This is a genomic window from Prosthecobacter fusiformis (assembly GCF_004364345.1).
GTDB lineage: Bacteria > Verrucomicrobiota > Verrucomicrobiia > Verrucomicrobiales > Verrucomicrobiaceae > Prosthecobacter > Prosthecobacter fusiformis.
The window spans coordinates 835,565-860,638 of record NZ_SOCA01000002.1 but is presented as its reverse complement, the minus strand read 5'-3'; the positions used below and the strand labels follow the sequence as shown (position 1 = coordinate 860,638).

The 25,074-nt window shown below is 56.4% G+C and carries 18 protein-coding genes; 16 read left to right on the top strand and 2 right to left on the bottom strand.

Annotated features, from left to right (window positions below; translation table 11 throughout):
• The first annotated feature begins 35 nt into the window (after positions 1 to 35).
• From EI77_RS09360 to EI77_RS09285, 16 genes are all read left to right on the top strand, one after another.
• On the top strand, positions 36 to 1,145 hold the full coding sequence (locus EI77_RS09360) for a CmpA/NrtA family ABC transporter substrate-binding protein (RefSeq protein WP_166647149.1): 1,110 nt from the start codon (positions 36 to 38) through the stop codon (positions 1,143 to 1,145).
• Complete coding sequence (locus EI77_RS09355) at positions 1,142 to 2,428, top strand: CmpA/NrtA family ABC transporter substrate-binding protein (RefSeq protein WP_133794976.1); 1,287 nt, start codon at positions 1,142 to 1,144, stop codon at positions 2,426 to 2,428. The genes EI77_RS09360 and EI77_RS09355 overlap by 4 nt, the downstream gene beginning before the upstream one ends.
• A gap of 27 nt (positions 2,429 to 2,455) precedes the next feature.
• The gene (locus EI77_RS09350; RefSeq protein WP_208300310.1) at positions 2,456 to 3,340 is read left to right on the top strand and encodes an ABC transporter permease; all 885 of its coding nucleotides are present in this window, start codon (positions 2,456 to 2,458) and stop codon (positions 3,338 to 3,340) included.
• 19 nt (positions 3,341 to 3,359) lie between these two features.
• Positions 3,360 to 4,280 (top strand): ABC transporter ATP-binding protein, encoded by a 921-nt coding sequence (locus EI77_RS09345; protein WP_133794974.1) that lies wholly within the window; start codon positions 3,360 to 3,362, stop codon positions 4,278 to 4,280.
• Complete coding sequence (locus tag EI77_RS09340) at positions 4,277 to 5,158, top strand: ABC transporter ATP-binding protein (protein ID WP_208300309.1); 882 nt, start codon at positions 4,277 to 4,279, stop codon at positions 5,156 to 5,158. The genes EI77_RS09345 and EI77_RS09340 overlap by 4 nt, the downstream gene beginning before the upstream one ends.
• Before the next feature lie 75 nt (positions 5,159 to 5,233).
• The gene (locus tag EI77_RS09335) at positions 5,234 to 6,577 is read left to right on the top strand and encodes an alginate export family protein (protein ID WP_166647148.1); all 1,344 of its coding nucleotides are present in this window, start codon (positions 5,234 to 5,236) and stop codon (positions 6,575 to 6,577) included.
• A 45-nt stretch (positions 6,578 to 6,622) separates the two neighbouring features.
• Positions 6,623 to 8,620 carry an FAD-dependent oxidoreductase gene (locus EI77_RS09330; protein WP_133794970.1) on the top strand — a complete coding sequence of 666 codons (1,998 nt, stop codon included), beginning with the start codon at positions 6,623 to 6,625 and terminating at the stop codon, positions 8,618 to 8,620.
• A complete protein-coding gene (locus tag EI77_RS09325) occupies positions 8,617 to 9,966 on the top strand; it encodes a cytochrome c3 family protein (RefSeq protein ID WP_208300308.1) in 1,350 nt (449 codons plus the stop codon). Before EI77_RS09330 ends, EI77_RS09325 begins: the two co-directional genes overlap by 4 nt.
• 19 nt (positions 9,967 to 9,985) lie before the next feature.
• On the top strand, positions 9,986 to 10,576 hold the full coding sequence (locus tag EI77_RS09320; RefSeq protein ID WP_133794966.1) for a Tll0287-like domain-containing protein: 591 nt from the start codon (positions 9,986 to 9,988) through the stop codon (positions 10,574 to 10,576).
• Between the two features lie 40 nt (positions 10,577 to 10,616).
• Positions 10,617 to 11,036 (top strand): globin family protein, encoded by a 420-nt coding sequence (locus tag EI77_RS09315; RefSeq protein ID WP_133794964.1) that lies wholly within the window; start codon positions 10,617 to 10,619, stop codon positions 11,034 to 11,036.
• A 48-nt stretch (positions 11,037 to 11,084) separates the two neighbouring features.
• Positions 11,085 to 12,737, top strand: a complete 1,653-nt coding sequence (locus tag EI77_RS09310; protein ID WP_133794962.1) for a diflavin oxidoreductase — start codon at positions 11,085 to 11,087, stop codon at positions 12,735 to 12,737.
• Between the two features lie 39 nt (positions 12,738 to 12,776).
• Positions 12,777 to 14,531 carry a NirA family protein gene (locus tag EI77_RS09305; protein ID WP_133794960.1) on the top strand — a complete coding sequence of 585 codons (1,755 nt, stop codon included), beginning with the start codon at positions 12,777 to 12,779 and terminating at the stop codon, positions 14,529 to 14,531.
• Between the two features lie 21 nt (positions 14,532 to 14,552).
• Positions 14,553 to 16,181, top strand: a complete 1,629-nt coding sequence (locus tag EI77_RS09300) for a DmsC/YnfH family molybdoenzyme membrane anchor subunit (protein ID WP_133794958.1) — start codon at positions 14,553 to 14,555, stop codon at positions 16,179 to 16,181.
• Between the two features lie 2 nt (positions 16,182 to 16,183).
• Positions 16,184 to 18,400: a molybdopterin oxidoreductase family protein gene (locus EI77_RS09295; protein ID WP_133794957.1), complete on the top strand. Its 2,217-nt coding sequence runs from the start codon at positions 16,184 to 16,186 to the stop codon at positions 18,398 to 18,400.
• 62 nt (positions 18,401 to 18,462) lie between these two features.
• Positions 18,463 to 19,407, top strand: a complete 945-nt coding sequence (locus EI77_RS09290; protein WP_166647147.1) for an ADP-ribosylglycohydrolase family protein — start codon at positions 18,463 to 18,465, stop codon at positions 19,405 to 19,407.
• Positions 19,408 to 19,453: 46 nt separating this feature from the next.
• Positions 19,454 to 20,272, top strand: a complete 819-nt coding sequence (locus tag EI77_RS09285) for a sugar phosphate isomerase/epimerase family protein (protein ID WP_133794953.1) — start codon at positions 19,454 to 19,456, stop codon at positions 20,270 to 20,272.
• A 62-nt stretch (positions 20,273 to 20,334) separates the two neighbouring features.
• Here EI77_RS09285 and EI77_RS09280 read toward each other — a convergent pair whose 3' ends face one another.
• Both EI77_RS09280 and EI77_RS09275 read right to left on the bottom strand, forming a co-directional pair.
• Positions 20,335 to 21,789: a DUF1501 domain-containing protein gene (locus tag EI77_RS09280; protein WP_133794950.1), complete on the bottom strand. Its 1,455-nt coding sequence runs from the start codon at positions 21,787 to 21,789 to the stop codon at positions 20,335 to 20,337.
• Between the two features lie 20 nt (positions 21,790 to 21,809).
• A complete protein-coding gene (locus EI77_RS09275) occupies positions 21,810 to 24,986 on the bottom strand; it encodes a DUF1553 domain-containing protein (protein ID WP_133794948.1) in 3,177 nt (1,058 codons plus the stop codon).
• Positions 24,987 to 25,074 lie beyond the last annotated feature (88 nt).

The window sequence follows — 25,074 nt, the reverse complement described above, 5'->3', positions numbered from 1 at the left end:
CGCTGGCATCTCCGCTGCTGATGTGAATGGCTGTCATGCCGAAGTCAGCCAACATCTCCCCCCCTGCCCTCACCGGGGTTATTCAGCCGGTCCGCATCGGATTCATTCCGCTCGCGGACTGCGCACCCCTGCTGGTGGCCAAAGAGAAAGAGCTGTTTCGCAAACAAGGAGTAAAGGTCGAACTCAGTTGTGAAGTCGGATGGGCCACCATCCGGGAAAAGCTGCTCTATGGCCAGGTGGACGCCGCACACGCCATCGCCGGGCTGGCGCTTGCGATGCGTCTGGGCCTGAGCACGCCCCCTTGCAGGGTGGTGGCACCATTCGTCTTCAATCTGCATGGAGATGCCATCACCCTCAGCCGTGACCTGTGGAATCGTGGCGTCCGCGATGCTCCAAGTCTGAAGAAACTGATCCGCAGCACCACCTCCCGGCGCCTCACTTTTGGCATGGTCTCCCGCTATGCATCCCACCATTTTCTTCTTCGCCGCTGGCTGGCCAGGGGGGAAATCAATCCCGATCAGGATGTCCGCATTGTCGCTCTGCCTCCCACTCAAATGGCTGCCAATATGGCTGCCGGGCTGATTGATGGATACTGTGTGGGTGAGCCATGGAACTCCGTCGCTGTCGAGAAAGGCATCGGCTGGGTAGCCGCCACCAGCGAGGACCTCGCCCCGAATCATCCAGAGAAAGTCCTGCTGATGAATGAGACATTCATTGAGCAGCACCTTGACCAAGCCCAGGCCATCACTGCCGCACTAAAAGAAGCCTGCGCCTTTTGCGATGAGATGGACAACCGTCCCGAAGTGGCCCGTATCCTCGCGGAAAGCAGTTACTTTAGCAATGGCGAGGCCATCATGCGCAGATCCCTCGTGGGTCCTTTTGACCTGGGCACTGGCAAGACTGCGGATGCAGCTAACTTTCACATCTTTCATCGCCGTGAAGCCAATGTGCCCACCAGCGAACGTGGTCGCTGGCTACTGGAAGAGTTCATCACCCATGGACTGATTCTTCCCTCTCAAAGAGCCGAAGCTACGGAGGCCATGTCTGCCTGCTGGACCTCGGACTCACTCCTTTCCCCTGCCCCTAAAACCGCCGTCAAAACCCTGCGCAAATCCACCCAAAACGCTAAACCTGCCCAAGCATGAAACCCCTCCCCACCCCTATCTCGCGTCGTAGCCTTTTGCAGCGCTCTACGGCCGCTGGTCTCGGCACATTACTCTCCGGCCTTCCTCAAGGCTGGGTGGGCAGTGCCTATGCGGATGATTCACCAGAACGGCCCGATCTTAACTTTGGTATCATCGCCCTGACAGATTGCTCCAGCATCGTCTTGGCTCATGAGAAGGGGCTTTTCAAAAAGTATGGCATCAAATCTACAGTGACCAAGGGGGCAAGTTGGGCAGCTATTCGAGACTCCCTCAGCAACAATGACCTCCAGGCCACGCACATGCTCATCGGCATGCCCATCGCCAGCACCATGGGGCTGGGTGGCGCACCGAAAAAGCCAATGATCATCCCTTGGCTGCTCAATCGCAACGGTCAGGCCATCACTCTCGCCAATAGCCTTAAAGGCAAAGTGGCCGCCGACCCCAAAGCCCTAAAACCTTTTGCGGATGAGGCCAAGGCAGCAGGGACGCCGATGACCTTTGCCATGACCTTCCCACCGGGTACACATGCCATGTGGATGCGCTACTATCTGGCGGCTGGCGGCATTCATCCTGGAGATGCCATGGGAGGCGGTGCTGACATCTCGCTCATCACCGTGCCACCTCCCCAAATGGTGGCTAACATGAAGGTTGGTAAAATGGACGGCTTTTGTGTTGGCGAACCCTGGAACGCCCGCGCCATTGCAGAAGACATCGGATTCACAGCCATCAATACCCAGGCCATCTGGAAAGATCACCCAGAAAAGGTCTGCGCTTTTACGGAAGAATTCGCAGATAAAAATCCAAAGACGGTGAAGGCTGTGCTCAAAGCGCTGCACGAAGCCAGTGTGTGGCTGGATAAGATGGAAAACCGAGAGGAGCAGGCGAACATCGTCAGCGCAGCCACTTACATCAACTGTCCACCGCAGAGCCTGCTGCTTCGTCTGCAGGGCAAATATGACATGGGGGATGGCCGTAAGTTTCGTGATCCCGATTACATGATTTTCAGTGATCGCAACTGTAACTACCCGCAGCCAAAATATGCGAAATGGTGGCTCACACAATTACGCCGCTGGGGGTTCACGGACGGAGCACCGGACTATGAAGCCGTGACCAAACAGGTGATGCGCACAGACATCTATGAGGAAGCGATGAAGGAGATCGGCTACACGCACGCCGGTCTCGACGAAAAGCCTGAGACTCTTTTCGATGGAGTAACCTTTGATCCCAAAGCCGACCTCGAGGCCTACGCCGCAGGATTCGCGGTCAAGAGTCTGAAAGCCTGATTTTATCCCAAAGCCGCCGCCACTGCCATGCACCTGCTTCAACGCTATAAATTTGACCACGTTCTGCTGCCCATGATTGCCATCCTGGCATGTGGAATCCTGTGGTATGCCATCGCCGGAAAATCCGTCAAATATACCAAAGATGATGGGTTTGGAGACATGATTGAAGATGTTAAACGTGAAGGCATTTCCAAGGACCTGCCGACGCCGTCAGAAACTTGGACTGCCAGCAAACTGTATGTGACTGAACCGCTGGCCAAGCGTGGCGAACTGGACCAGGGAATCCTGAGATTTACCTGGCTGTCCCTGAAACTGGTGGCTCAAGGTTACTTGATCGCACTGCTTTTAGGCACACCTCTGGGGTTCATTCTTGGATTATCTAAAAGGGCAATGATGGCGCTGGATCTGATCATCCAGGTCCTGCGTCCGGTATCACCGCTCGCTTGGTATCCTTTGGGACTGGTGCTCTTTAGCAATGTGAAGCTAACGGATGCTGCGGGCCGGACCTTTTTCGGTGCCTCTGATGCTGCCGCTCTTTTCACCATCGCCATCTGCGCCATGTGGCCCACCGTGTTGAATACCGCCGTGGGGGTACGTGCAGTTCCTCAGGACTACATGAATGTCGCTAAAGTGCTTAAACTTTCGAAGGCTAAGACTCTATGGAAGGTGCTCGTGCCAGCCACATTACCCTACATGTTCACTGGTTTCCGCCTCAGCCTGGGCATCGCCTGGCTCGTCATTGTCGCCGTGGAAATGCTCACGGGTAGGCCTGGTGTCGGTGGTTTTCTCTGGCAGCAGTATAACTCCAGCAGCTACGCGCACATCATCCTCTGCATTCTTACCATCGGCCTCACGGGGTACTTTATGGACCGGATCATGAGCCTGATCGAAGGCCGTTTCAAAACCGCTTAACAGGAGAAATTCATTCGATATGCCGCTCATCGAAATCAAAAACGCCTCAAAAGGGTTTGGCCTTCCTGGCCAGCGCAGTGAAGTCCTGAAGGACATCAATCTAGCTGTCGAGGAAGGAGAGTTTGTCGTCATTGTTGGTTATTCTGGAACCGGTAAGACCACCCTTATCAATCTCATCTCTGGGTTGGTTAAGCCAGACACCGGAGTCGCATTGATGGAAGACAGACCCATCACGGAACCGGGAACTGACCGGGGGCTGGTTTTCCAAAACTATTCTCTGCTGCCCTGGCTCACGGTGGAAGAGAACATCGCCCTCGCTGTGGATGAAGTTTTCAAAGACTGGACCAAGGATCAACGGGCAGCGCATGTGGCCAAATACATTGGCATGGTAAAACTCACATCCGCCGCCAAAAAGCTGCCAAAGGAACTCTCTGGCGGGATGCGGCAACGTGTCTCAGTCGCACGCACTCTGGCCATGAATCCAAAGGTGCTGCTGATGGATGAACCCCTCAGCGCATTGGATGCCCTCACACGTGCTACGCTACAGGATGAAATAGCCGAAATTTGGCTCAATAACAAAACCACGGTGGTCTGGATTACCAATGATCCCGATGAAGCCATCTTGGTAGCTGATCGCGTCATTCCGCTGCTGCCCACATCACCGGCAACTTTAGGCGAATCCATCCCAGTGAACCTGGACAGACCACGTGACCGCAAGGCCATTAACCACGACCCTGAATTCAAAAAACTACGTGCCCATCTCATCACCACACTGCTGGAATCCAAAGGCAAAAACAAAGTGAAGTCTAACCGCAAGCTCGTTCTTCCAGACATTTTGCCGGAAGACCTTGGCCAGGCCAACAGCTTTGAGTTTCTCAGCCGCCGAGGGCCGAAACGCCGCAACGAAATCAAGAACGAAGAAGTGGAGGTGACAGCATGAGTATTCCGAATCCAAAAATGCTTGAGCTGGATCGTCTGTGGAAGATCTACGATACTCCGAAAGGTCCGGCCACGATCGTTAAAAACTTCAACCTCAAGATGAAAGAAGGCGAATTCGCCACTCTGATTGGCCATAGCGGCTGCGGTAAAAGCACAGTTCTCATGATGGTCGCAGGCCTGAGTGATGCCAGCAAAGGAAACATGATTCTAGCGGGCAAAGAGGCCCTCGGACCAGGGCCTGATCGCGGCATTGTTTTCCAGTCCCCCTGTTTGCTCCCCTGGATGACTGCTTTTGAAAATGTCATGCTCGGTGTGAACCAAGTCTATTTCACCGCCAGCAAAGCTGAGCGCCGCCAAGTGGCGGAGTATTATCTCAGCATCGTGGGACTGGTTGAAGCCATGCATAAGTATCCCGGCGAGCTTTCCCAGGGGATGCGCCAGCGTGTGGGCATTGCCCGGGCCTTTGCCTTGCAACCCATGATGCTCCTCCTGGACGAGCCCTTTGGCATGCTTGACTCACTGACCAAATATGAGCTTCAAGAAGTGCTGCTAGAACTCTGGAGGCGCAACCGCATCACCACACTGATGGTCACCCATGATGTGGATGAGGCCATCTTCCTTTCTGACCGTGTGGTCATGATGACAGACGGCCCGGAAGCCGAAGTGGGCGACATTTTAAACATCCCGTTCGAGCGTCCACGCAACCGCAAGGAGATCATGGAAGACCCACGTTACTACGAGCTGCGCGCACGCCTCATTACCTTTCTTAACGACCGCTCACACATCCGCCCCAGCCGTGAGCCGGAGTTTCAACCCTCCGCAGACATGGCCGCCGAAATGGCCGCCCATGCCTTCCCTTTCCCTGCAGCCGCCGCTTAGCCGAGAACAAACAACGTATCCAACTCCCATATACACTGAATGAAAAGGTTAGCACTCCTCTTGGCAACGGTCTCCATGGCCCAAGCCGGAACCCCCAGCCTACCACCGGCGACACCCGCTCCCCTGCCCCCGCCGGGCTACGCACCCATCACCCTGTTCGACGGTAAAATAACCGTGGACATCCAGGAAAAGATGCGTGCTGAAATACGTGAAAACAACTTCGACTTCAACAGCGATGTCAACGGCCCACAGGACGCCTCCTGGCTCCTGCAACGCTTCCGGTTAGGCATTGGCTACAGCATGACCCCCTGGCTCAAACTTTATGTCCAGGGCCAGGATTTGCGCGAAATCGGAGGCAGCCGCCCGAATGAGATGGGCGTCTTCGGTGCGGAAGGTGATGACACCTTTGACGTGCTGAAGGCCTACATCCAGGCCGGTGATTTGAAAAAAGGCATGAGCGCCACCGTCGGACGCCAGTTCCTCGCCTATGGAGACCAGCGCTTGATTGGCCCCCTGGAGTGGCTGAACAGTGCCCGGGCCTTTGACGCACTGAAACTGCGCTACGCAGCCCCCACTTGGTCCCTGGACCTCTTCAGCGGCAGCCCCGTTGTGTTCAGAGATCACAAGTGGAACCAGTCCACCCTCCTGGATGATGACACACAGCTCAACGAGCTTTTCAGCGGCATCTACCTCAGCAGCAAGTGGATCCCCATAAACACCACCACTGACTTCTACGTCTTGCACAAGCGCGACGATGGAAACGGCACCTTCGGCCCCCGTCTGGGTGAGACCAGCTTTCTGACCCTAGGCACCTTGTGGAAAGGAGACCCTCAAAAACTAGGCGGCTGGGATTATGAGACTGAAATGGCCTTCCAGACTGGCAAAGTCAGTGGCCGTGACCTCACCGCTTTCGCCGGTCACTGGGGCATCGGGTATAACTTCAAGCATTCCTGGAAGCCGCGTGTCGGCCTCCAATACAATTATGCCACGGGTGATCAAGACCCCGCTGATGGCGATATTGAAACCTTCCAGAACCTCTATCCCACCAACCACCTGTTCTATGGATACATGGACACCTCCGGCTGGGTAAACTTACACAACCCGCAGTTGAACATCAGCTTCACCCCCACTCCCAAGCTGAAGGTGATGATGGATTACCACCTCTATTGGAATGCCAGCAACGACGACGCCTGGCGTCGTGTGAACGGCGTCACCGCTGTGCGCCCCGTGAATGCAGCAGCCCGCGATGCCAGCAGCTTCCGTGGCCAGGAGTTTGACCTGACCGCCATTTACAAGCTGAACCCCCATGTAGCCTTTCAGGCCGGTTACAGCCTCTACGTCGCCGGTGATTACCTCTCCGATACCGGTGCCGACGACAATGCGCACTTCGGCTACGTTCAGGTGCAGATTGATTTCTAACCCCTCCATTACCGTCCGGACACGCACCACCAAAAACCACGCCAGATGAAAACACCCCCGCCCGCTGAAGCTCCCGCGCTGCCTGTATCCCAGGCAGTGGCGGGCGGGGCTGCGGCATCAGGACGCCGTTTGGTTATGATCGGCCACGGCATGGTCAGCCACCGCTTTTGTGTGGAGTGGACCAAACTGGCCCCTCCGGGTTTTCATCTGACCATCCTTGCAGAAGAACCCGTACCGGCTTATGACCGCATCCACCTGACCCAGGGCCTGGGCATCGAGGGAGAAGCCCATTTACAACTGGCCCCACCTTCATGGTATGCCGGGCATGGCATTGAGCTGGCCCTCGGAGATGCGGTGGCCCACATTGACCGGAAAAATCAGCAGGTCACTACTCGCCAGGGCCGCATTTTTGAATACGATTTTTTAATCCTGGCCACCGGCTCTTCGGCGCGTCGCCTGCCGGTGCCCGGCGCAGAGCTTCCCGGAGTTTATGTCTATCGCACTCTGGCGGACCTGGCAGCCATCCGGCAGAAGGCTGCCACAGCGCAGACCGCCGCAGTTCTCGGCGGGGGGTTGTTAGGCCTGGAAGCAGCCCGTGCCCTGCTGGACCTGGGCGTTCAGACTCATGTCCTGGAGGCCGCCCACGGCCTGATGAGTCGGCAGCTTCATGCGGAGGCTTCGCAAATGCTGGAGCATCGCGTCAAAAGCACCGGCCTGAAGGTCCTCACCGGTTGCATCACCACGGCCATCACACAGACAGGAAATGCTCTGCAATTGCATTTTCGGGATGAGCGCAGCCTCACGGTGGACATGATCGTCATGGCCGCCGGGGTAGAGCCGCGCGATGAACTGGCCCGGGCCTGCGGCCTGCAAACTGGTGCCCGTGGCGGCATTCTGGTGAATGAAGCACTGGAATCCTCAGATCCCGCGATTTTTGCCATTGGCGAATGTGCCTTGCCACGCGGGGTCTTCTATGGATTTGCAGCCCCTGGATTCGACATGGCTCGCGTGCTCGCAGAAAGGCTGGCCGGGCGCAATTCGCTCTTCATCCCCAGCGAATATCCTGTCCGGCTAAAACTCGCCGGCACAGATGTAGTCACCATCGGCGACATTCGGGGTGAAGGCAGTCTCCTGGTATGGAAAAGCCAGGGCATGCTGAAGCAGATCCTGCTGGATGAAGGCCGCGTGTCCGGGGTCAGCCTTTTTGGCAGCACTGAGGATGTGGGAAGGCTTCAAACGGCCTTGCTTCAAAGACGGCGCTTGCGCTCCTGGGAGCAGACCCGGTTTGTCAAAACCGGCTCTCCTTGGAAACCTGCCGCCACAGAGGTGACCCAATGGCCGGCCACCACCGCTGTCTGCCAATGTACAGGTGTCACCCGTGGCCGTCTAAGCTGTGCGTTTGAAGCAGGGTGCAAGACGGTCGCCGCTCTCTCCGCTGAAACGGGGGCCGGCACAGTGTGCGGTTCCTGCCGCCCTTTGCTGGCCCAGCTCTGTGGCAGCACGGTCTCACCCGCTGCACGCCTGGCCAGACCGCTACTGTGGACCTGCCTCATCGCCATCCTGTTCACAGCCGCTCACAGCCTGCTGCCGCCCATTCCGCTGAGCCGGACGGTGGCGGCCTTCCGCTATGACCAGCTCTGGCTCAATGGTTTTTGGAAGCAGCTGACTGGGTATGTTTTGTTAGGCCTGGTGCTTCTTGCCCTCCTGCTGCCCTTGCGGAAGCGGGTGCGTGCGCTGGTGCGTGTGGGGGATTACGGCCTGTGGCGCTTCCTGCACACCGCTCTGGGGGTGCTTTCACTCCTGGTCCTGGTCAGCCACACCGGCTTCCGCCTGGGATTCAATCTGAATAAAGTGCTCATGCTGAACATGCTGACCCTGGCGCTGACAGGCGCTTTTTCAGGCGCGGTCATCGCCCTCTCCCATCGCCTGCCCCCTGTCTCCGCCCGCTGGCTGCAGATGGGCTGGACATGCGTACACGCCCTCCTCACCTGGCCCCTCGTGGTGCTGGTGCTGTTTCACATCCTCACCGTTTACCGCTATTGAATACGTCCGCCTCCATACTGCCCTGGGTGCTTGGCATCGGTTCCGCCGCTGTGCTTAGCAGCTATCTGGCAGGCCGCTTCCGCGAGGATGACGGAGCCTCCACAGTCTTCCTGCCGGGGCCCACCACGCACGGTCACTACCAGATCGAAATGAAGTGTTCGGCCTGTCATGAGCCCTGGGGTGCCGTGCGTGAGCAATCCTGCCTAGACTGCCATGGCGGTGCCCTCACTGCCGCCAAAGACTCCCACTCCATGGCCAAGTTTGCCGATCCCCGGAATGCGGACCGCCTGAGTACCATCGCTGCGGACAAGTGCATCACCTGCCACATCGAACACCGCCCAGAAGCAACCTCGCAAATGGGCCTGACGCAGCCCATGGACTATTGCCTTCATTGCCATGCCGACGTGGCCAAAGAGCGCCCCACCCACGAAGGCCTGAGCTTCACCACCTGCACAAATGTCGGCTGCCATAACTATCACGACAACACCGCCCTGTACGAAGACTTCCTGGCCAAGCATGCTTCCGGGCCCGCCCAGCTGCTAAACGCCATCCTGCCGCAGCGCACTCCTTCCCCAAATGCCTCCATTGCCGCCTCGGCCACGGTGGCCCTCTCCTCTGCCCAGCATGATGGTCATCTGCCCGTCAGCAGCCCCGCTGCCTCCAGGATCCTCAATGAATGGGCCGCCTCCGCTCACGCCGCCTCCGCCGTCAACTGCACGGCCTGCCATGGTACGAAGAATTCGTGGCAGGACAGCCCCGGCATGGACTCCTGCACCCACTGCCACAAGCAGGAGAACGAAGGATTTCTCGCAGGGCTGCATGGCATGAGGGTAGCCCAGGGGCTGCCCCCGATGCAACCGGGCCAAGCCCGCCTGCCCATGCAGGAAAAATCCGCTCACCTGAGCCTCACTTGCACCTCCTGCCACACCCCGCATGACAGCGATACCCGCCGCGCTGCGGTAGAATCCTGCCTCCAATGCCATGCCGACAATCACAGCCTGGCCTACAAGAATTCCTCCCACTATCAGCTCTGGATGGCGGAGATCAGCGGCAAGGCCCCGGCAGGCAGCGGCGTGAGCTGCGCCACATGCCACATGCCTCGGGAGACTCATGCCAGGGGCGGCCTCACCACGGTGAGTGTACAGCATAACCAGAGCATGAATCTGCGCCCGGTGGAAAAGATGGCCAGGGGAGTGTGCATGAACTGCCACGGTCTCGGCTTCACCATGGACTCTTTGGCCGATCCCAAACTCGGCCCTTCCAATTTTGACGGACATCCAGAACACCACATCGAATCCATCGAAATGGTGCTCAGCCGCCGGAAATCATCCGTCAAAAAACAATGACCTCATCCCACCCACACTTATGAAATCATTCACGTTCCACATCCCGGCACTCGCAGCAATCCTCGGCCTTCTCAGCTCCTGCGGAGGCAAATCAGAAACCGCTGTCACCGCCGGTATCTCCCCACAACAAATGGCCGACGGCTTGCACGCAGTGATGGAATCTGACCGCACCGTTTACACACGGGCCGTCGTCAACCGCCTGCAAAACGAAGAAAAGGTGATCAAAGCCAGCGAACACTGGCAGGATGACAAAGCCCTGCCGCTGCCCGCTCAGATGTTCCGCATGGGCGCAGAAATGGTGGCCGAGAAGAAAAAGGGCTTCACCTATGCCCTGCTCTCCGAATGGCCCATCAACAAGCAGAACTCACCCAAGACCGATGCTGAAAAGACAGGCCTGGCGCACATCGTCAAAAACGTGGGCCAGAACTATTACACGGAGGAGACCCTTGGCGGCAAAAAATACTTCACCGCCGTCTATCCAGACATCGCCATCGCCGCAGCCTGCGTGAAGTGCCACAACAACCACGACGACTCCCCTCGCACCGACTTCAAAGAAGGTGATGTCATGGGCGGCGTGGTGATCCGCATCCCGCTCACCGTCTCCAACTAGAGAGCCATCTTTGTCTTAATCCCACCCTAATCAGCCCGCCATGATCACACCCGAACAAAAAGTACTCGTCCAAACAACCTGGGCCCAGGTCATCCCGATCTCAGAGACCGCCGCCGGATTGTTTTACAACCGTCTCTTTGAGATGGATCCCTCTCTTCGTCCGCTCTTCACCTCCGATATCAAGGAGCAGGGAAAAAAGCTCATGCAGATGATCACCATCGCCGTCAAGGGCCTGGATCACCTGGACGAAATCGTACCCGCCGTCCAGTCGCTAGGACGGCGGCATGTCGGGTATGGTGTAAAGGACGAGCACTATGACACCGTGGCCGGAGCCCTGCTTTGGACTCTTGGCAAGGGCCTGGGTGATGCCTACACCCCGGCCGTCGCCGAGGCCTGGACAAAGACCTACACCCTCCTGGCCGATGTAATGAAGGCAGCCTCCAAGGAGTCCGCCGTCTGAATTGGCCGCAAAAAACCTCTGTCTCTGGAAGAAGCCGCTTTCATTCCAATGAACACTGTACCGATCATACCTGATTCTGCCCCTTTTTCAGCAGAGCAAAGAGCCTGGCTCAATGGCTTTTTGGCGGGACTCCTCAATCGTGGAGCTTCCTCCGGCCCCGCCCCGACAGGGGCCTCTGCCTCACCCCAGTGTCCGCTGCTGATTGCTTTTGGCAGTCAGAGCGGCAATGCAGAAAGTTTGGCCAAGCGGCTGGCCAGGGAAGCAACGGGCCGGGGCTTTGCTGCGCGCGCAGCAGGCCTCGACTCGTTGCAACCGGCCGACCTTGTCCGCGAACAAAATGTGCTTCTCATCACCAGCACCTGGGGTGAAGGCGACATGCCGGACAATGCCATGTCCTTCTGGGACAGCATCAATCAAAACGGCAGCAGCCCGGCTCTGACCGGAGTGAAATACAGTGTGCTCGCTCTCGGCGATAAAAACTATGGAGATACCTTCTGCCTCGCCGGTAAAAAAATTGATGCGCGTCTTGCTGAACTTGGAGCCATACGTGTGGTGGAAAGAGTGGACTGCGATGTGGAGTTTGACGACCTGGCCAAAACCTGGAGTACCTCAGTCCTTGCGGCTCTGGAAAGCACCGCCACCCTTTCACTGCAAGCCTCTTCAAACCCCATTATCACGACTGAAATCGTTGAAGAATCAGGCTACTCTAAAAAGAATCCCTTCCAGGCACAACTCATCGCCAACCTAGAGCTCAATGCCACCGGCAGTGCCAAGGACACCCGTCACATCGCTTTCTCACTGGCCGGTTCCGGCCTCGATTATGAAGTCGGTGACGCCCTCGGCGTCTATGTCAAAAATTGCGCTGAAGTGGTCGATTCCATCATCTCGGCTCACGGTTTCGATCCCCATTGTGAAGTCCCTCTGCCAGACATCGGCACCGCCTCTCTTCGCGATGCCATGATCAGCCATTATGACATCCGTCATTTGCACGGTATCACGCCTGGCAATCCAGGATCCGTGGCCGACTTCGTCACCAATCTGCGCAAGCTCCAGCCGCGTCTTTACTCCATCGCCTCCAGCCTCAAGGCACATCCAGAAGAAGTTCACCTCTGCGTCGGAGCCGTGCGTTATGAAGTCCACGGCATCGTCCATAAAGGCGTCGCCAGCACCTTCTTGGCGGAGCGCTTGCCCCTGGGGGAAACCACCGGCATCTTCTTCCACGTTGCCAAGCATTTCCGCCTGCCCACCGACCGTACTAAACCCGTCATCATGGTCGGACCCGGCACCGGCATCGCTCCCTTCCGCGCCTTCCTCGAGGAACGTGAAGCTACCGGCTCACCCGGGAAAAATTGGTTGTTCTTTGGAGACCAGCGCCGCGCCACCGACTTCCTCTATCATGATCAGATCATTGAGTGGGTACAAAAAGGCGTGCTAAGCCGCCTCGACACCGCCTTTTCCCGAGACCAGGAAGAAAAAGTGTACGTTCAAACACGGATGCTCACAGCCGCAGCAGAGTTCTGGCAATGGCTCGAAGAAGGCGCGCATTTTTATGTCTGCGGTGATGCCAAACGCATGGCCAAAGATGTGGACGCAGCTCTCCACGAAATCATCCAGACCGCCGGTGGCAATAGCGCCGAAGAAGCCACCGCTTACATCGCCGACATGAAGAAAAACAAACGCTACCAACGGGATGTGTATTGAGTTCTTCAGTCGAATTTGTCCCTCACCCCCACCTTTTATATGATGACTGCCCTTGCCGCCCCATCCTCGCCAGGCAAAGACTTCTCGCCAGAGCAACAGCGCTACCTTGAAGGTTTCTTCGCGGGTATCTCCGCGGGCGGCATCAGCTTTGGAGATCTATCCTCCCCCCCAGCAGCCAAGGCTCCGATCCCCGAAGGCCCGTCCCTTGAAGACCTAACTAAAGAAGAACGCATCAAACGCGAACTCCATCCTTTTGATGCCATTGAGCAACTGGTCATGGATGCACGCTGGAATGCCAAACCCGAGCCAGAGTCCGTCTTCCGCTATAAATGGAATGGCCTTTTCTGGCTCAATCCTGTCAAAGACGGTTACATGTGCCGACTGCGCATCCCCGGCGGCGTGGTGAAAAGCTATCAACTGCGTGAACTCGCGGCCATCGCCAGCGACCTAACAACAGGTTACATCCAGATTACGACGCGGAACAATTTCCAAATTCGCCTCATCGAGCCAAAAAACTGCCCCGAAGTTCTGCGGCGCATCCAGTCTTGCGGCCTGCATTCCAAAGGTGCTGGCGCAGATAACATCCGCAATATCACGATGAATCCTTGTGCGGGTTATGATCCGCATGAGCTCATCGATGTGCGACCTTTGGTGAATGAACTGGCTACGCTCATCATCGCTTCAAAAGAGTTTTATGATCTTCCTCGCAAGTTCAACATCGCCTACGATGGCGGCGGTTTGATCAGTGCCGTGGAGGATACCAATGACATCGGTGCCAGTGCAGTCCGCATTCTTGATGATGGCGATGGCATCGAGCCAGGCATCTACTTCCGCATCGCTCTGGGCGGCGTCACCGGACACCAAACCTTCGCCAGTGACTGGGGTGTCATCGTCAAGCCAGAGCAACTCAATGATGTCATGGTGGCTCTGCTGCGCGTCTTCATCAAACATGGCGACCGCACCAACCGGAAAAAGGCCCGTTTCAAATATGTCATTGAAGGCATGGGCCTGGAGGGAGTTATGGCAGAAACGGAAAAACTGCTGCCGTTTAAACTCACCCGCCTCGCACCGACTTCGCCCATCCAGGAAAAACGCAGCTTCTCCCAGCAAGGTCACTCCCATGTGGGCACTTATCCACAAAAACAGGAAGGGCTCGTTTATGTGGGAGCCAGCGTGCCCGTGGGGCAGCTCACCGCCCGGCAGCTTGAACGCGTCGCCGATCTGGCCGAAAGTTATGGCTCCGGTGAAGTTCGCCTAACTGTTTGGCAAAACCTCATCATCCCAAATGTCAAAGCCGCTTATGCAGCCACCTTGGCCAAGTCCCTCAGAAAGCTTGGGCTCCCCTGCGAACAGTCAAATTTGAAGAGTGGTTTTGTTGCCTGCACAGGCAACCGTTATTGCAAATTCGCCGCGACGGATACGAAGGGCCATGCCATCGCAATCATGGAGTACTTAGATAAGAGGGTGAAACTGGACAAGCCGATCAACATCCACTTCACCGGCTGTGCCCACAGTTGCGCCCAACACTTCATGGGGGACATCGGCCTGCTCGGCACCAAAGTGAAATCAGAGTCCGGTGAAGGATATCACATCACTGTCGGAGGCGGCTTTGGTGAGAACCGTAAAATCGGCCGACAAATCTTTAGCGGTGTTCCCTTTGAATCTCTGGGCAGCACCCTTGAGACCATGCTGAAAGGCTTCCAACAAAAGCGCGAAGGCGAGGAATCATTCCACAGCTTCTGCAACCGCCACACAGTGGGTCAGCTCCAGGAGATCTTCTGCGAAGCGGCCTAACCAAGAGCCTTTCAGCCATCTATGATTTTTGATTTAGCAGATCCTCTCGCAGGCAGTCGAAAGACTGCTTGTGAAACAGGCCATGATAAATCGAACATCCTTGATTCTCTCCTGCTGGAAAACTTGCTAGAAGAGCAGCAGACCTTAAAAACCCCGGTGACTCTTTTCTCGGAGGCTTATGATCAAGCCACTCCGTTCAAGCGTTTTGCTCACCTCATCCCATTAAGTAAACCTCAACCCGGTGAGCAATATTCCTTCGAAGTCAATCTGGATGCCTGCACGGGCTGCAAAGCCTGCGTCGTAGCCTGCCACTCACTGAACGGCCTTGATGACAATGAATCCTGGCGGGATATGGGTTTGCTGGTGGGCACTCGCAAACAGCCTTATTTACAGACAGTCACCACCGCCTGTCATCACTGCGCTGATCCCGCCTGTGCGGATGGCTGCCCGGTCCTCGCTTATGACAAGGATGCCGTCACTGGCATCGTCAGACATTTGGATGATCAATGCATCGGCTGTAGCTATTGCATTCTGAAGTGCCCCTATGATGTGCCCAAGTTTAACCTCAAGCGTGGCATCGTCCGCAAATGTGACATGTGTCACGGTCGGCTGGCGGAAGGCGAAGCACCAGCCTGTGTGCAGGCCTGTCCTAATGAAGCTATTAAAATTGTAGCGGTAAGAACTGTCGATATCTCAAGTCACGGCAGCATCATTAGCGGGGCCTTCGAAAGCAGCTACACTCGCCCCTCCACTCGCTACGTCAGCAAACGTCCGCTACCAGCCCATGCACACGCAGCAGATGCCAGCCGTCTGGAGCGGGATCATTCACATGCACCGCTTTCATGGATGCTGGTGATGACACAGATGAGTACCGGAGCCTTCATCGCCTGTGCAGTTGCCTTGTGGATGGATGCACTCACCTTGCAGCAGGCTGGTATCACCAGCGCCGTGGCTTTCTTTGTTGGCTTCATGGGCATCCAGCTTAGCGTCCTCCATCTCGGCCAGCCTTTGAAAGCATGGCGTGCATTCATGGGCTGGAGGAAATCCTGGCTTTCACGGGAGATCTTGGCTTTTGGCGGCTTCATCGGTGCAGCATCTTCGGTGATGGCCGCCTGGTGGTGGGGAGATCTGCATCTCTTAAAATTGGCCGTCACTGGCACCGCATTCATCGGCATCCTGGCCGTCCTCACTTCAATCATGGTGTATGTGGACACCCGACGTCCCTACTGGTCGTTTAAACTCACCGCAGGTAAATTTTTGGGCACTATGCTGCTTCTCGGCGCAGGCTTGACCGGCATCGTCTGGTGTTGGCTGGATGTGAAGATCATGTTCGTGGCCATCAGCAGCACACTGGTTATGCGATGGATCGTTTCACTCTTTGAACTGAATCAAAACGCTCAAGCCTTGACCAATGAAAGCAGTCCCTGGCATAAATCAGCACGCATTCTGGATGAACTTCATTCAAAGCCCCTTGAAGCCCGTCGCCTACTGCTTGCGGCCACCGGCTTCATCATCCCCGTCATGATTCTAAGCGGTCTTGCCACCCCCATTTTATTCACCCTTTCCGTTTCGCTGACCTTTACCAGCCAGATCATTGAGCGCCTTTATTTCTTCACGGCTGCCTCGGGTTCCAAGATGCCTGGAAACTGATCATGATCACCCTGCCCGCCCCCACCTTTCGTGAATGGACCGGACCGCTGACAACGGACCTTGTTCGTGAGCCATCACGCTTCGGTCTCGGGCAGCTTCCGCTTCGTCTGCAGCCCAATGGCACAGCCAAATCCATCTGCGGATTCTGCTCGACTGGCTGCGGTTTAAAACTGCACCTCAAGGATGGCATCGCCATCAATGCCACCCCAGATCCAGATTACCCCGTTAACCTTGGCACAGCCTGCCCCAAAGGCTGGGAAGCATTAACGCCACTGGATGCGCCGGACCGTGCCACCACCCCCTTGTTCAATGGCCAACCCGTGGACTGGCCAAACGCCATGCAGATCTTTTGCAAGCGGATGAAAGCCGTCATGGCTCAGCACGGGCCAGAGTCCACCGCCTTCATCAGCACCGGACAGATCATGTGTGAGGAGATGGCCTTCCTCGGCTCCCTGGCCAAGTTTGGCATGGGCATGATTCATGGCGATGGCAATACCCGCCAGTGCATGGCCACGGCGGTGACCGCGTATAAAGAAAGCTTCGGTTTTGATGCCCCGCCCTTCACCTATGCCGATTTCGAGGAGAGTGACGTCCTCGTCTTCATCGGGGCGAATCCATGCATCGCGCACCCCATCATGTGGCAGCGTGTGCTTCGCAACAAGCGCCAGCCGGAAATCATCGTCGTGGATCCACGCACGACGGAGACGGCCATGGCGGCGACTCAACACTACGCCATCAAGCCCAAGAGTGACCTCACTTTGCTATACGGCATCGCCCATTTGCTCATCCGGGATGGCGCTGTGGATACCCCCTTTGTAACCGACCACACCACCGGCTTCGAAGAGTTTGCCGCCTTCATACAAACCTATACCCCAGAGCATGTAGCCGCCGAAACAGGCCTGAGCATGGAGCAGTTACAGCACTTTGCTGATACGATAAGAAAAGGCACCCCGCGCGTCTCGTTCTGGTGGACCATGGGGGTCAACCAAAGCCACCAGGCCACCCGCGCAGCCCAGGCCATCATCAATCTGGCACTCATGACGGGCAACATCGGCAAACCTGGAACCGGTGCCAATTCCATCACTGGACAGTGCAATGCCATGGGCTCCCGCCTGTTCTCGAACACCACCAATCTAATGGGTGGTCATGATTTCAAAAATGCCGAGCATCGCGGAAAAATCGCCGCCGCCATGGGCTTTCCGGTGGAGACCATTCCAGATCAGCCCAGCCTGGCTTACGACCAGATCCTGGAAGGCATCGAGTCTGGCAAAATCAAAGCTCTCTGGATCATCGCCACCAACCCCAGCCACTCCTGGATTAATCAAAACCGCTTTAATGCCCTTCTGGGAAAACTCGATTTCTTCGTCGTGCAGGACATGTATGCCACCACAGAGACCGCACAGCGTGCGCACCTCTTCCTGCCTGCCGCCGCATGGGGTGAAAAAGAAGGGACCTTCATCAATTCTGAGCGCCGCATCGGACTCAGTCGGCAAGTCAGACGTGCTCCCGGCCAGGCGCTGAGCGACTTTCGAATCTTCCGTCTCATCGCCCAAACCTGGGGTCTGGGCGACATGTTTGCAGAATGGATCTCGCCTGAAGCTGTGTTTCAGGTGATGAAACGCTGCACCCAGGGACAGCCATGTGACATCACCGGCATTCAAGACTACACTATGCTGGAATCTCGTGGCGGTGTTCAGTGGCCGCTGAAACAGCAAAGCGATGCTGGTGCGCACAATCCTGATACCCCCCCTGCTTTTCAAACAGAGCGACGTTTGTTTGCCGATGGACTCTTTTTCACACCGGATCAGCGCGCCCGATTCATCTTTGATCCACCGGAAACGCCCGCTGAGCCAACTGACGCCGAGTATCCTTTCGTGCTCCTCACCGGTCGTGGATCCAGCGCCCAATGGCATACTGAATCACGGACATCCAAGTCCAAAGTTCTTCGCATTCTTGCACCTAACGAACTATTCATCGAGATGCACCCGGAAGATGCGACCTCTCTTCAGATCCGTGACAACGATTTCGTTATCGTCACATCCAGGCGTGCCAGTTTAAAGACCAGGGCCCGGCTTACCCCAGGAGTCAGACGAGGACAGGCCTTCCTTCCCATGCATGACGCCAGGGTCAACCAACTCACTCACTGGGCTATGGATCCCCACAGTCGGCAGCCCAGTTACAAACATTGCGCGATCCGTGTGACTCTGGCCAGGGATTGAAGGCCAAACATTCGCACGTCCGCACTTGCCCTCCCGTCCGATATAGGGCAAAGGACAGGATTGTGATCTCTACCACGTCCCGTTTTCAAGGTGCCCTGTGGGGACAATTTGTCGCCGATGCTGCCGCCCTGGGCACGCATTGGATCTATGATCTGGAGGATCTCTCAAAAAAATTCCCGAAAGGCATCCATGGTTTTGAAAAACCCAAGACGGGCCATTATCATGAAGGCAAGCAGCCCGGGGACCAGACTCATTACGGCGATACTGCATTGCTTTTGCTGGAGTCCGTGGCCGCGTGTGGCGGACGTTTTCGTGAAAACGATTTCGGCATGCGGTTTGAGAGTTATTTCACTGGCCCTAACTGCCGTAGTTACAAGGATCATTCCACCCGCGAAACCCTGGAGCACTTGCAGAAGCAGCCCGGCAATTTTCAAAATGGCGCAGATGATGACCAACTCGCCACGGTTAGCCGTCTAGCCCCTGTTGTTGTCTCTTATCAAAGAGATGACTTCACACTGGTGGCTGATGCCATTCGTCGGCTCACCCACGTCACGCAAAATCATCCAACGGCCGTCGCATGCGCCACCGCTCACGGCATGCTGCTACGCACCCTCTTGCGCGGCACCCCATTTCGCGAAGCCTTTGAGCTGACCCGCAAGTCCCGCGAAGTCAGTTGTGACGGCTCAGATTATTTTGAGTTTGCCTACATGCTGCGGGAGATGGATGTCATCACCGCAACCGGCCGGTTTGGCCAGAGCTGCCCGCTGCCACAGAGCTTCCCTTCAGCGCTGCACGCAGCTTGGCGTCACCAAGATTCCTTTGAAGACGCGGTGCTGAATACCCTGCGTGCAGGCGGGGACAATGCAGGGCGTGCCAGCATGATCGGTGCCTGGCTGGGTGCAGCCCATGGCATTGAGGGCATACCCTCTGCCTGGCTGGAAAAATTGACAGCCAAAGAACGCATCGCTAAAGCCATCGAGCAATTGTCTTCGCACCTCGGAGAGTAAAAGCAGGGTTGACGCCTGCCTGCACGCACCCGAATCTGCATTCCCTATGCGCTTTGCGATTTGTAACGAAACCTACCCCAACTGGCCTTTTGAGAAAGTGTGTGAAGATGCCGCCGCCGCAGGCTATCACGCCTTGGAGCTGGCACCTTTCACCCTGAAAGAGGATCCGCGCGATCTCACGGAAGCCGATGCCCTGCGCCTCAGCCACATTGCCTCTTCCTTCGGGCTGGAGATCCTGGGGCTGCACTGGTTGCTCACCAAGCCAGCTTGGTTTCACATCACCACACCAGACGCCCTTCAGCGCAAAGAGACTGCAAAATTTGGTCAGCATCTCGCCCGCTTTTGCGCCACCACAGGCGGCCGCATCATGGTCTGGGGCAGCCCGAAAGCCCGCAACATCCTGCCTGAATGGGAATATGAAGACGCCTTCAAACGCGCCGCTGAATCCGTGCGCGCCGTAGCTGAAGAGGCAGGCAAATACGGCGTCGTCATCGCCATGGAGCCTTTGGGTAAAAGAGAGACCAACTTCCTGAATACGGCTGAGGAAACCATCCGCCTTTGCCAGATGGTGGACCACCCCAGTTGCAAACTTCACCTGGACGTGAAAGCCATGAGCGATGAGGCCAAATCCATCCCGGACATCATTCGGGACAGCAAGGACTGGTTCGTCCACTTTCATGCCAATGATCCAAATCTCCTCGGCCCAGGCATGGGCGAAGTGAAGTTCGAACCCATCATCGGCGCACTGCGGGAGGTGGATTACCAAGGTTACCTCTCCGTCGAAGTCTTCGATTACACCCCAGGCCCGGAAAACATCGCCCGCAAGAGCATCAGCTACTTGAAGGAAGTCATGGGCGTAAAATAAAATTGTCCAAATGCTCATCCAAGAGGCAGTGTCGCTCGCGAGAGGACACTGCCTTTTTTTTTTTAGGCAATCAGTGCCTTCACCACCTTTGCAGCCTCCACCCCGGTCAGTTTCTGATCCAAGCCCTGGAACTTATAAGTGAAGCGGTCACTGTTATAGCCCAGCAAATGCAGAACAGTCGCGTGGAAGTCCCGGATGTGCAGAGGATCCTTGACGATGTTGTAGCTGAAATCATCCGTTTCACCATAGATCTCACCACCTTTGGAGCCGCCTCCGGCCATCCACATGGTGAAGCAGCGCGGGTGATGGTCACGTCCATAATTGTCCTGGGTCAGGCCACCCTGGCTATAGATGGTGCGCCCGAATTCTCCGCCCCAGATAATGAGCGTATCCTCAAACATGCCACGCTGTTTGAGATCTTCGATCAAGGCATGGCATGGCTGGTCGATGTCTTTGCACTGGCTAGGCATGCGGCCAGTGACATTGCGGTGGTGGTCCCAGTTGTTCAGGTAAATCTGCGTGAAGCGCACACCACGCTCCGCCAGACGCCGCGCCATTAGCACACCATTCGCAAAAGTCCCCGGCTTCTTCGCTTCCTCACCATACATCTTAAAGATGTGGTCAGGCTCTTTAGTGATGTCCGTCAGTTCCGGCACACTTGCCTGCATGCGGAAGGCCATTTCATACTGCTGAATGCGGGTATGCGTTTCAGGATCACCCACCTGCTGGTAGTTCAGTTCATTCAGCGCATTGAGCCCTTCGATGGTCCGTTTGCGTACACTGTTAGGCACGCCGGGCGGGTTGTTGATGAAAAGGATGGGATCCCCCTTGCTGCGGAAGGAGACGCCCGCGTGTTCGCCAGGCAGATATCCGCTAGACCACAAGCGAGAGGAGATCGCCTGCTCTTGTTCGCGGTTCGTTGGCGTGGCAATCAGCACCACAAAGTTCGGCAGGTTCGCATTGACTGACCCCAGCCCATACGAGGCCCAGGAGCCCAGACACGGACGCCCGGTAATCTGGTTACCCGTCTGCATGGCACAGATGGCAGGCTCATGGTTGATCGCCTCCGTATGCAGAGAGCGCATCCAGCAGATGTCATCCGCATTTTTGGAAAGGTTCGGCAGCAAGTCCGAGTTCATCCACATGCCGCACTTCCCGTACTGGGCAAAATTATAGACCGATGGAGCAATGGGAAAGCGCGCCTGGCCGCTGGTCATCGTGGTGAGGCGCTGCCCCTTGCGAATGCTCTCCGGCAGGTCCTTGTCATACCATTGTTTCATCACCGGCTTGTAATCAAACAGATCCATCTGCGAAGGCCCGCCGACCATGTGCAGGTAAATGACCCGCTTGGCCTTCGGTGCCCAATGCGGCGCCACACTGCCGATGGCCGCCTTGGCTGAGCCAGTCATCCCCTCGCCTAACAAAGAGGTGAGAGCCGCCGCGCCCAGCGCATTTTTTCCTCGCGAGAAAAACTGGCGGCGTGTTTCAAAGGTGTTCCATTCGTTGAGAATGCTCATGATCGGTGTCGCAAAAAAAATTACTTGTTTAAAACTTCGTCCAGGTTCATCACCTGACTGGACACCATGGTCCAGGCTGCAAGTTCAGTTGGATTCAGCGCCGCATCCGGCTTGGTTTCACCCACGGTGATGAGGGCTGTGGCGTCGGCAGGAGTAGCCTGATAATGCGCACGCAGGTCGGCCAGCCCATCCTGCAAAATGGCAGCCTCTTGCTGGCTCAGTGGGCGGCAAAGGAGGCGCTGAGAGATAGCGCCCAGCTTTTGCCCATCATCACCACCACTTTTCAATGCCTGCTGGGCGAGGTTACGTGAGGCCTCAATAAACTGCGGGTCATTCATCACCACCAGTGCCTGCAAAGGAGTGTTGGTGCGGTCCCGGCGCACACAACTCACCTCCCGGCTCGGAGCGTTGAAGACGTCCATGTTCGCAGGCGGGGCCATGCGTTTCCAAAAGTTATACAAAGTCCGGCGATAGAGGTTTTCACCCTGATCCTGCACATACTTTTCAGTCCCCATGCCCACGACTTCCCAGACGTTTTCTGGCTGGTAAGGAAGGGTGCCTGGACCGCCCATTTTTGGAGAAAGAGAGCTGCTGGCAGCCAGGGCATAATCACGGATCATTTCCGCATCCATTCGGAAGCGCGGACCTCGGCTGAGAAGGGCATTGTCGCGATCTTTGTCAATCTTCTCCTGGGTGATGAGCGCTGCCTGGCGATAAGCGGCGGAGGTCACTAGCATCTTATAGAAGCGCTTCACATCCCAGCCGCTTTCACGGAACTCCACCGCCAGCCAGTCGAGCAGTTCAGGGTGGGTAGGCGGGCTGCCCATGATGCCGAAATCCTCACTCGTGATCACAATGCCGCGTCCGAATAGCTCCTGCCACATACGATTCACCGTCACGCGGGCTGTCAGCGGATTGGCCTCATCCACCACCCATTGCGCTAGACCCAGGCGGTTCTTGGGTGCGCCTTCAGGTAAAGCGCCCAGCGCCATCGGAGGTGCAGCCTCGACCTCTTCCCCGAGCTGGTCATATTGGCCGCGCATCAAAATGTTGGCCATCGGCTGCGTGTCCATTTTCTCTTCCTGAATGTGAGTCATCGGGCTGCGGGCCTTGATGGCAGCCAGCTCCGCATCAAGCTTGCCAGACAGTTTGTTAGCCGTTTGATAGCCCGAATGACGGGTCACCAGGTAGTGCTGAAGCAAAGCCTCTTTCTGCTTGGCTCCGCGTTTGGTCGCAGCCAGCATCAACTTTAGTGGCCCCACTTTTGAAAGGGTCTGAATTTCCGTCGCAGCGAGCTGGCGATCATAGATTCGCACATCCTGCACGGAACCTTCGTTGAAAACACCCCCCGTGCCGCGCTGGCCGATCCGCATTGGCATCGTGGTCCGGATGCTGCCTGTGAGAGTATTGTTTTCAATATTCAATTCCTGGGCGACACCATCGACATAGAGCTTCACTCCTTGTGCCTTGCCTTTGCCATCATAGGTCACATAAACATGCTGCCAAACGCCAGGCCGAATGCTCGGTTTGCGTGTGCTCACTTTCAGCGCATCTTTTGGCCACTCACTGACGATGTGGACAGCGTATTTGTTGTCGCCTTGGAGCAAGTCCCAGCCTCGATAGCCGCCCTTCACATCCATACGCGAAATGATGCCGCCGCTCTGGCCCACCTTGCTTGCACGCACCCAGCCACCGTAGCTAAAGGCTTGGTCCTTTTCAAAGTCACCCACATCCCCGATCTCAAAGGTACTGTCGGTCTTCATCACCGGTGCCGGGCCGATCTTGCCATCCGGCTTCCAGGATATCTCGCCCTTGGTCTTCAATGTTTTTGTGGCTCCGCCCATCACCGCAACCTCGCTGCCCATACCTTCATTTAGCGGCAGATGAACCACCATGCCCTTAGCTGGCACATCATCATCCAAATCTTCCGGCTTGGCCGTCGTTAGCCATTGATCAAATTCGCCCGTCGCCAGCTTGCGATTCTCCTCCAGTTGCACCTTGCTGGCTGCGATTTCCGCTGGCAGTGCATTCCAGCGTGGCCGGTCCTGATCACTCGGCAGAACCAGGATGGGGCCATTGCCATCCTTCACATTGCCGTCCTTTGGCTTCTGAGTGGTGTTGCGGAAAAAGGCAGCCAATGAGTAGTAGTCGCGTTGAGAAATAGGATCAAACTTGTGGTCATGGCACTGAGAGCAGTTCGTCGTCAGTCCCATGTAAACCCAGCCTAGCGTCTGCACACGGTCCGCCGCGTAATTGGCCAAATTTTCCTCATCAATTGTACCCCCTTCATTGGTGGTGATGTTGCAGCGCTGAAAACCCGTCGCAATGAGCTGCTCCTCTGACGGTTTCTGCAGCAGGTCCCCGGCGATCTGTTCCACAGTGAACTCATCAAAGGGCTGATTGCGGTTGAATGACTTCACCACCCAGTCCCGGTAAGGATACATTTCGCGAGGCTTGTCAAAATGCAGCCCATGAGTGTCAGCATACCGCGCCGCATCCAGCCAGTAGCGCGCGCGATGCTCCCCATACTGTGGCGACTTCAACAGCTCATCCACCAGCTCATTATAAGCCACATCTGGAAGTCGCTTGCCTTCCGCCTTCTGGATATACCGCTGCACCAGTTCTGGTGACGGCGGCAGCCCGGTCAGGTCCAAGCTCACCCGGCGGATCAAAGCGGCAGCCTCCGCCTCAGGGGCAGGTTGCAGCCCGGTATTCTCCAGTTTGGCCAGCACAAAACGGTCCACAGGAGTCTTCACCCATGCGCTGTTTTTAACCTCCGGCTCCGGTGCCCGCTCAGGCTTCATCAGCGACCAATGCGGCTGCCAAGGCGCACCTTCTTCGATCCATGCTTTGATCTTGGCGATCTGCTCAGGCTTCAGCTCCTTGTGCGAATCCGGTGGCGGCATGATTTCCTCTTCATCCTTGGATAGCAGCCTCTGATACAATGGACTCTCTTCAGGCTTACCCTTGAGTACCGTCGGCGTCTCACCTTCTTTGGCAGTAAAAAATCCAGCCTCCGTATCCAGTCGCAGACCCGCTTTACGCGTCCCTGGATCAGGACCGTGGCAGTGAAAGCAGGCATCCGCCAGGATCGGACGGATGTCTTGATTGAAGATGACCTTCCCCGTACTGGCGCCGAAGAGGCTACCGTGAAGGGCGATCAAACTCAAAATGACGTGAAGGCGCACTAAAATCATCGCAGGGGATACGGGCGTTATACCCAAGTATTACGCCAGCATGACCGCTTTGACTCAATGTCACACGTTAGAGTCAAAATGGACCAAT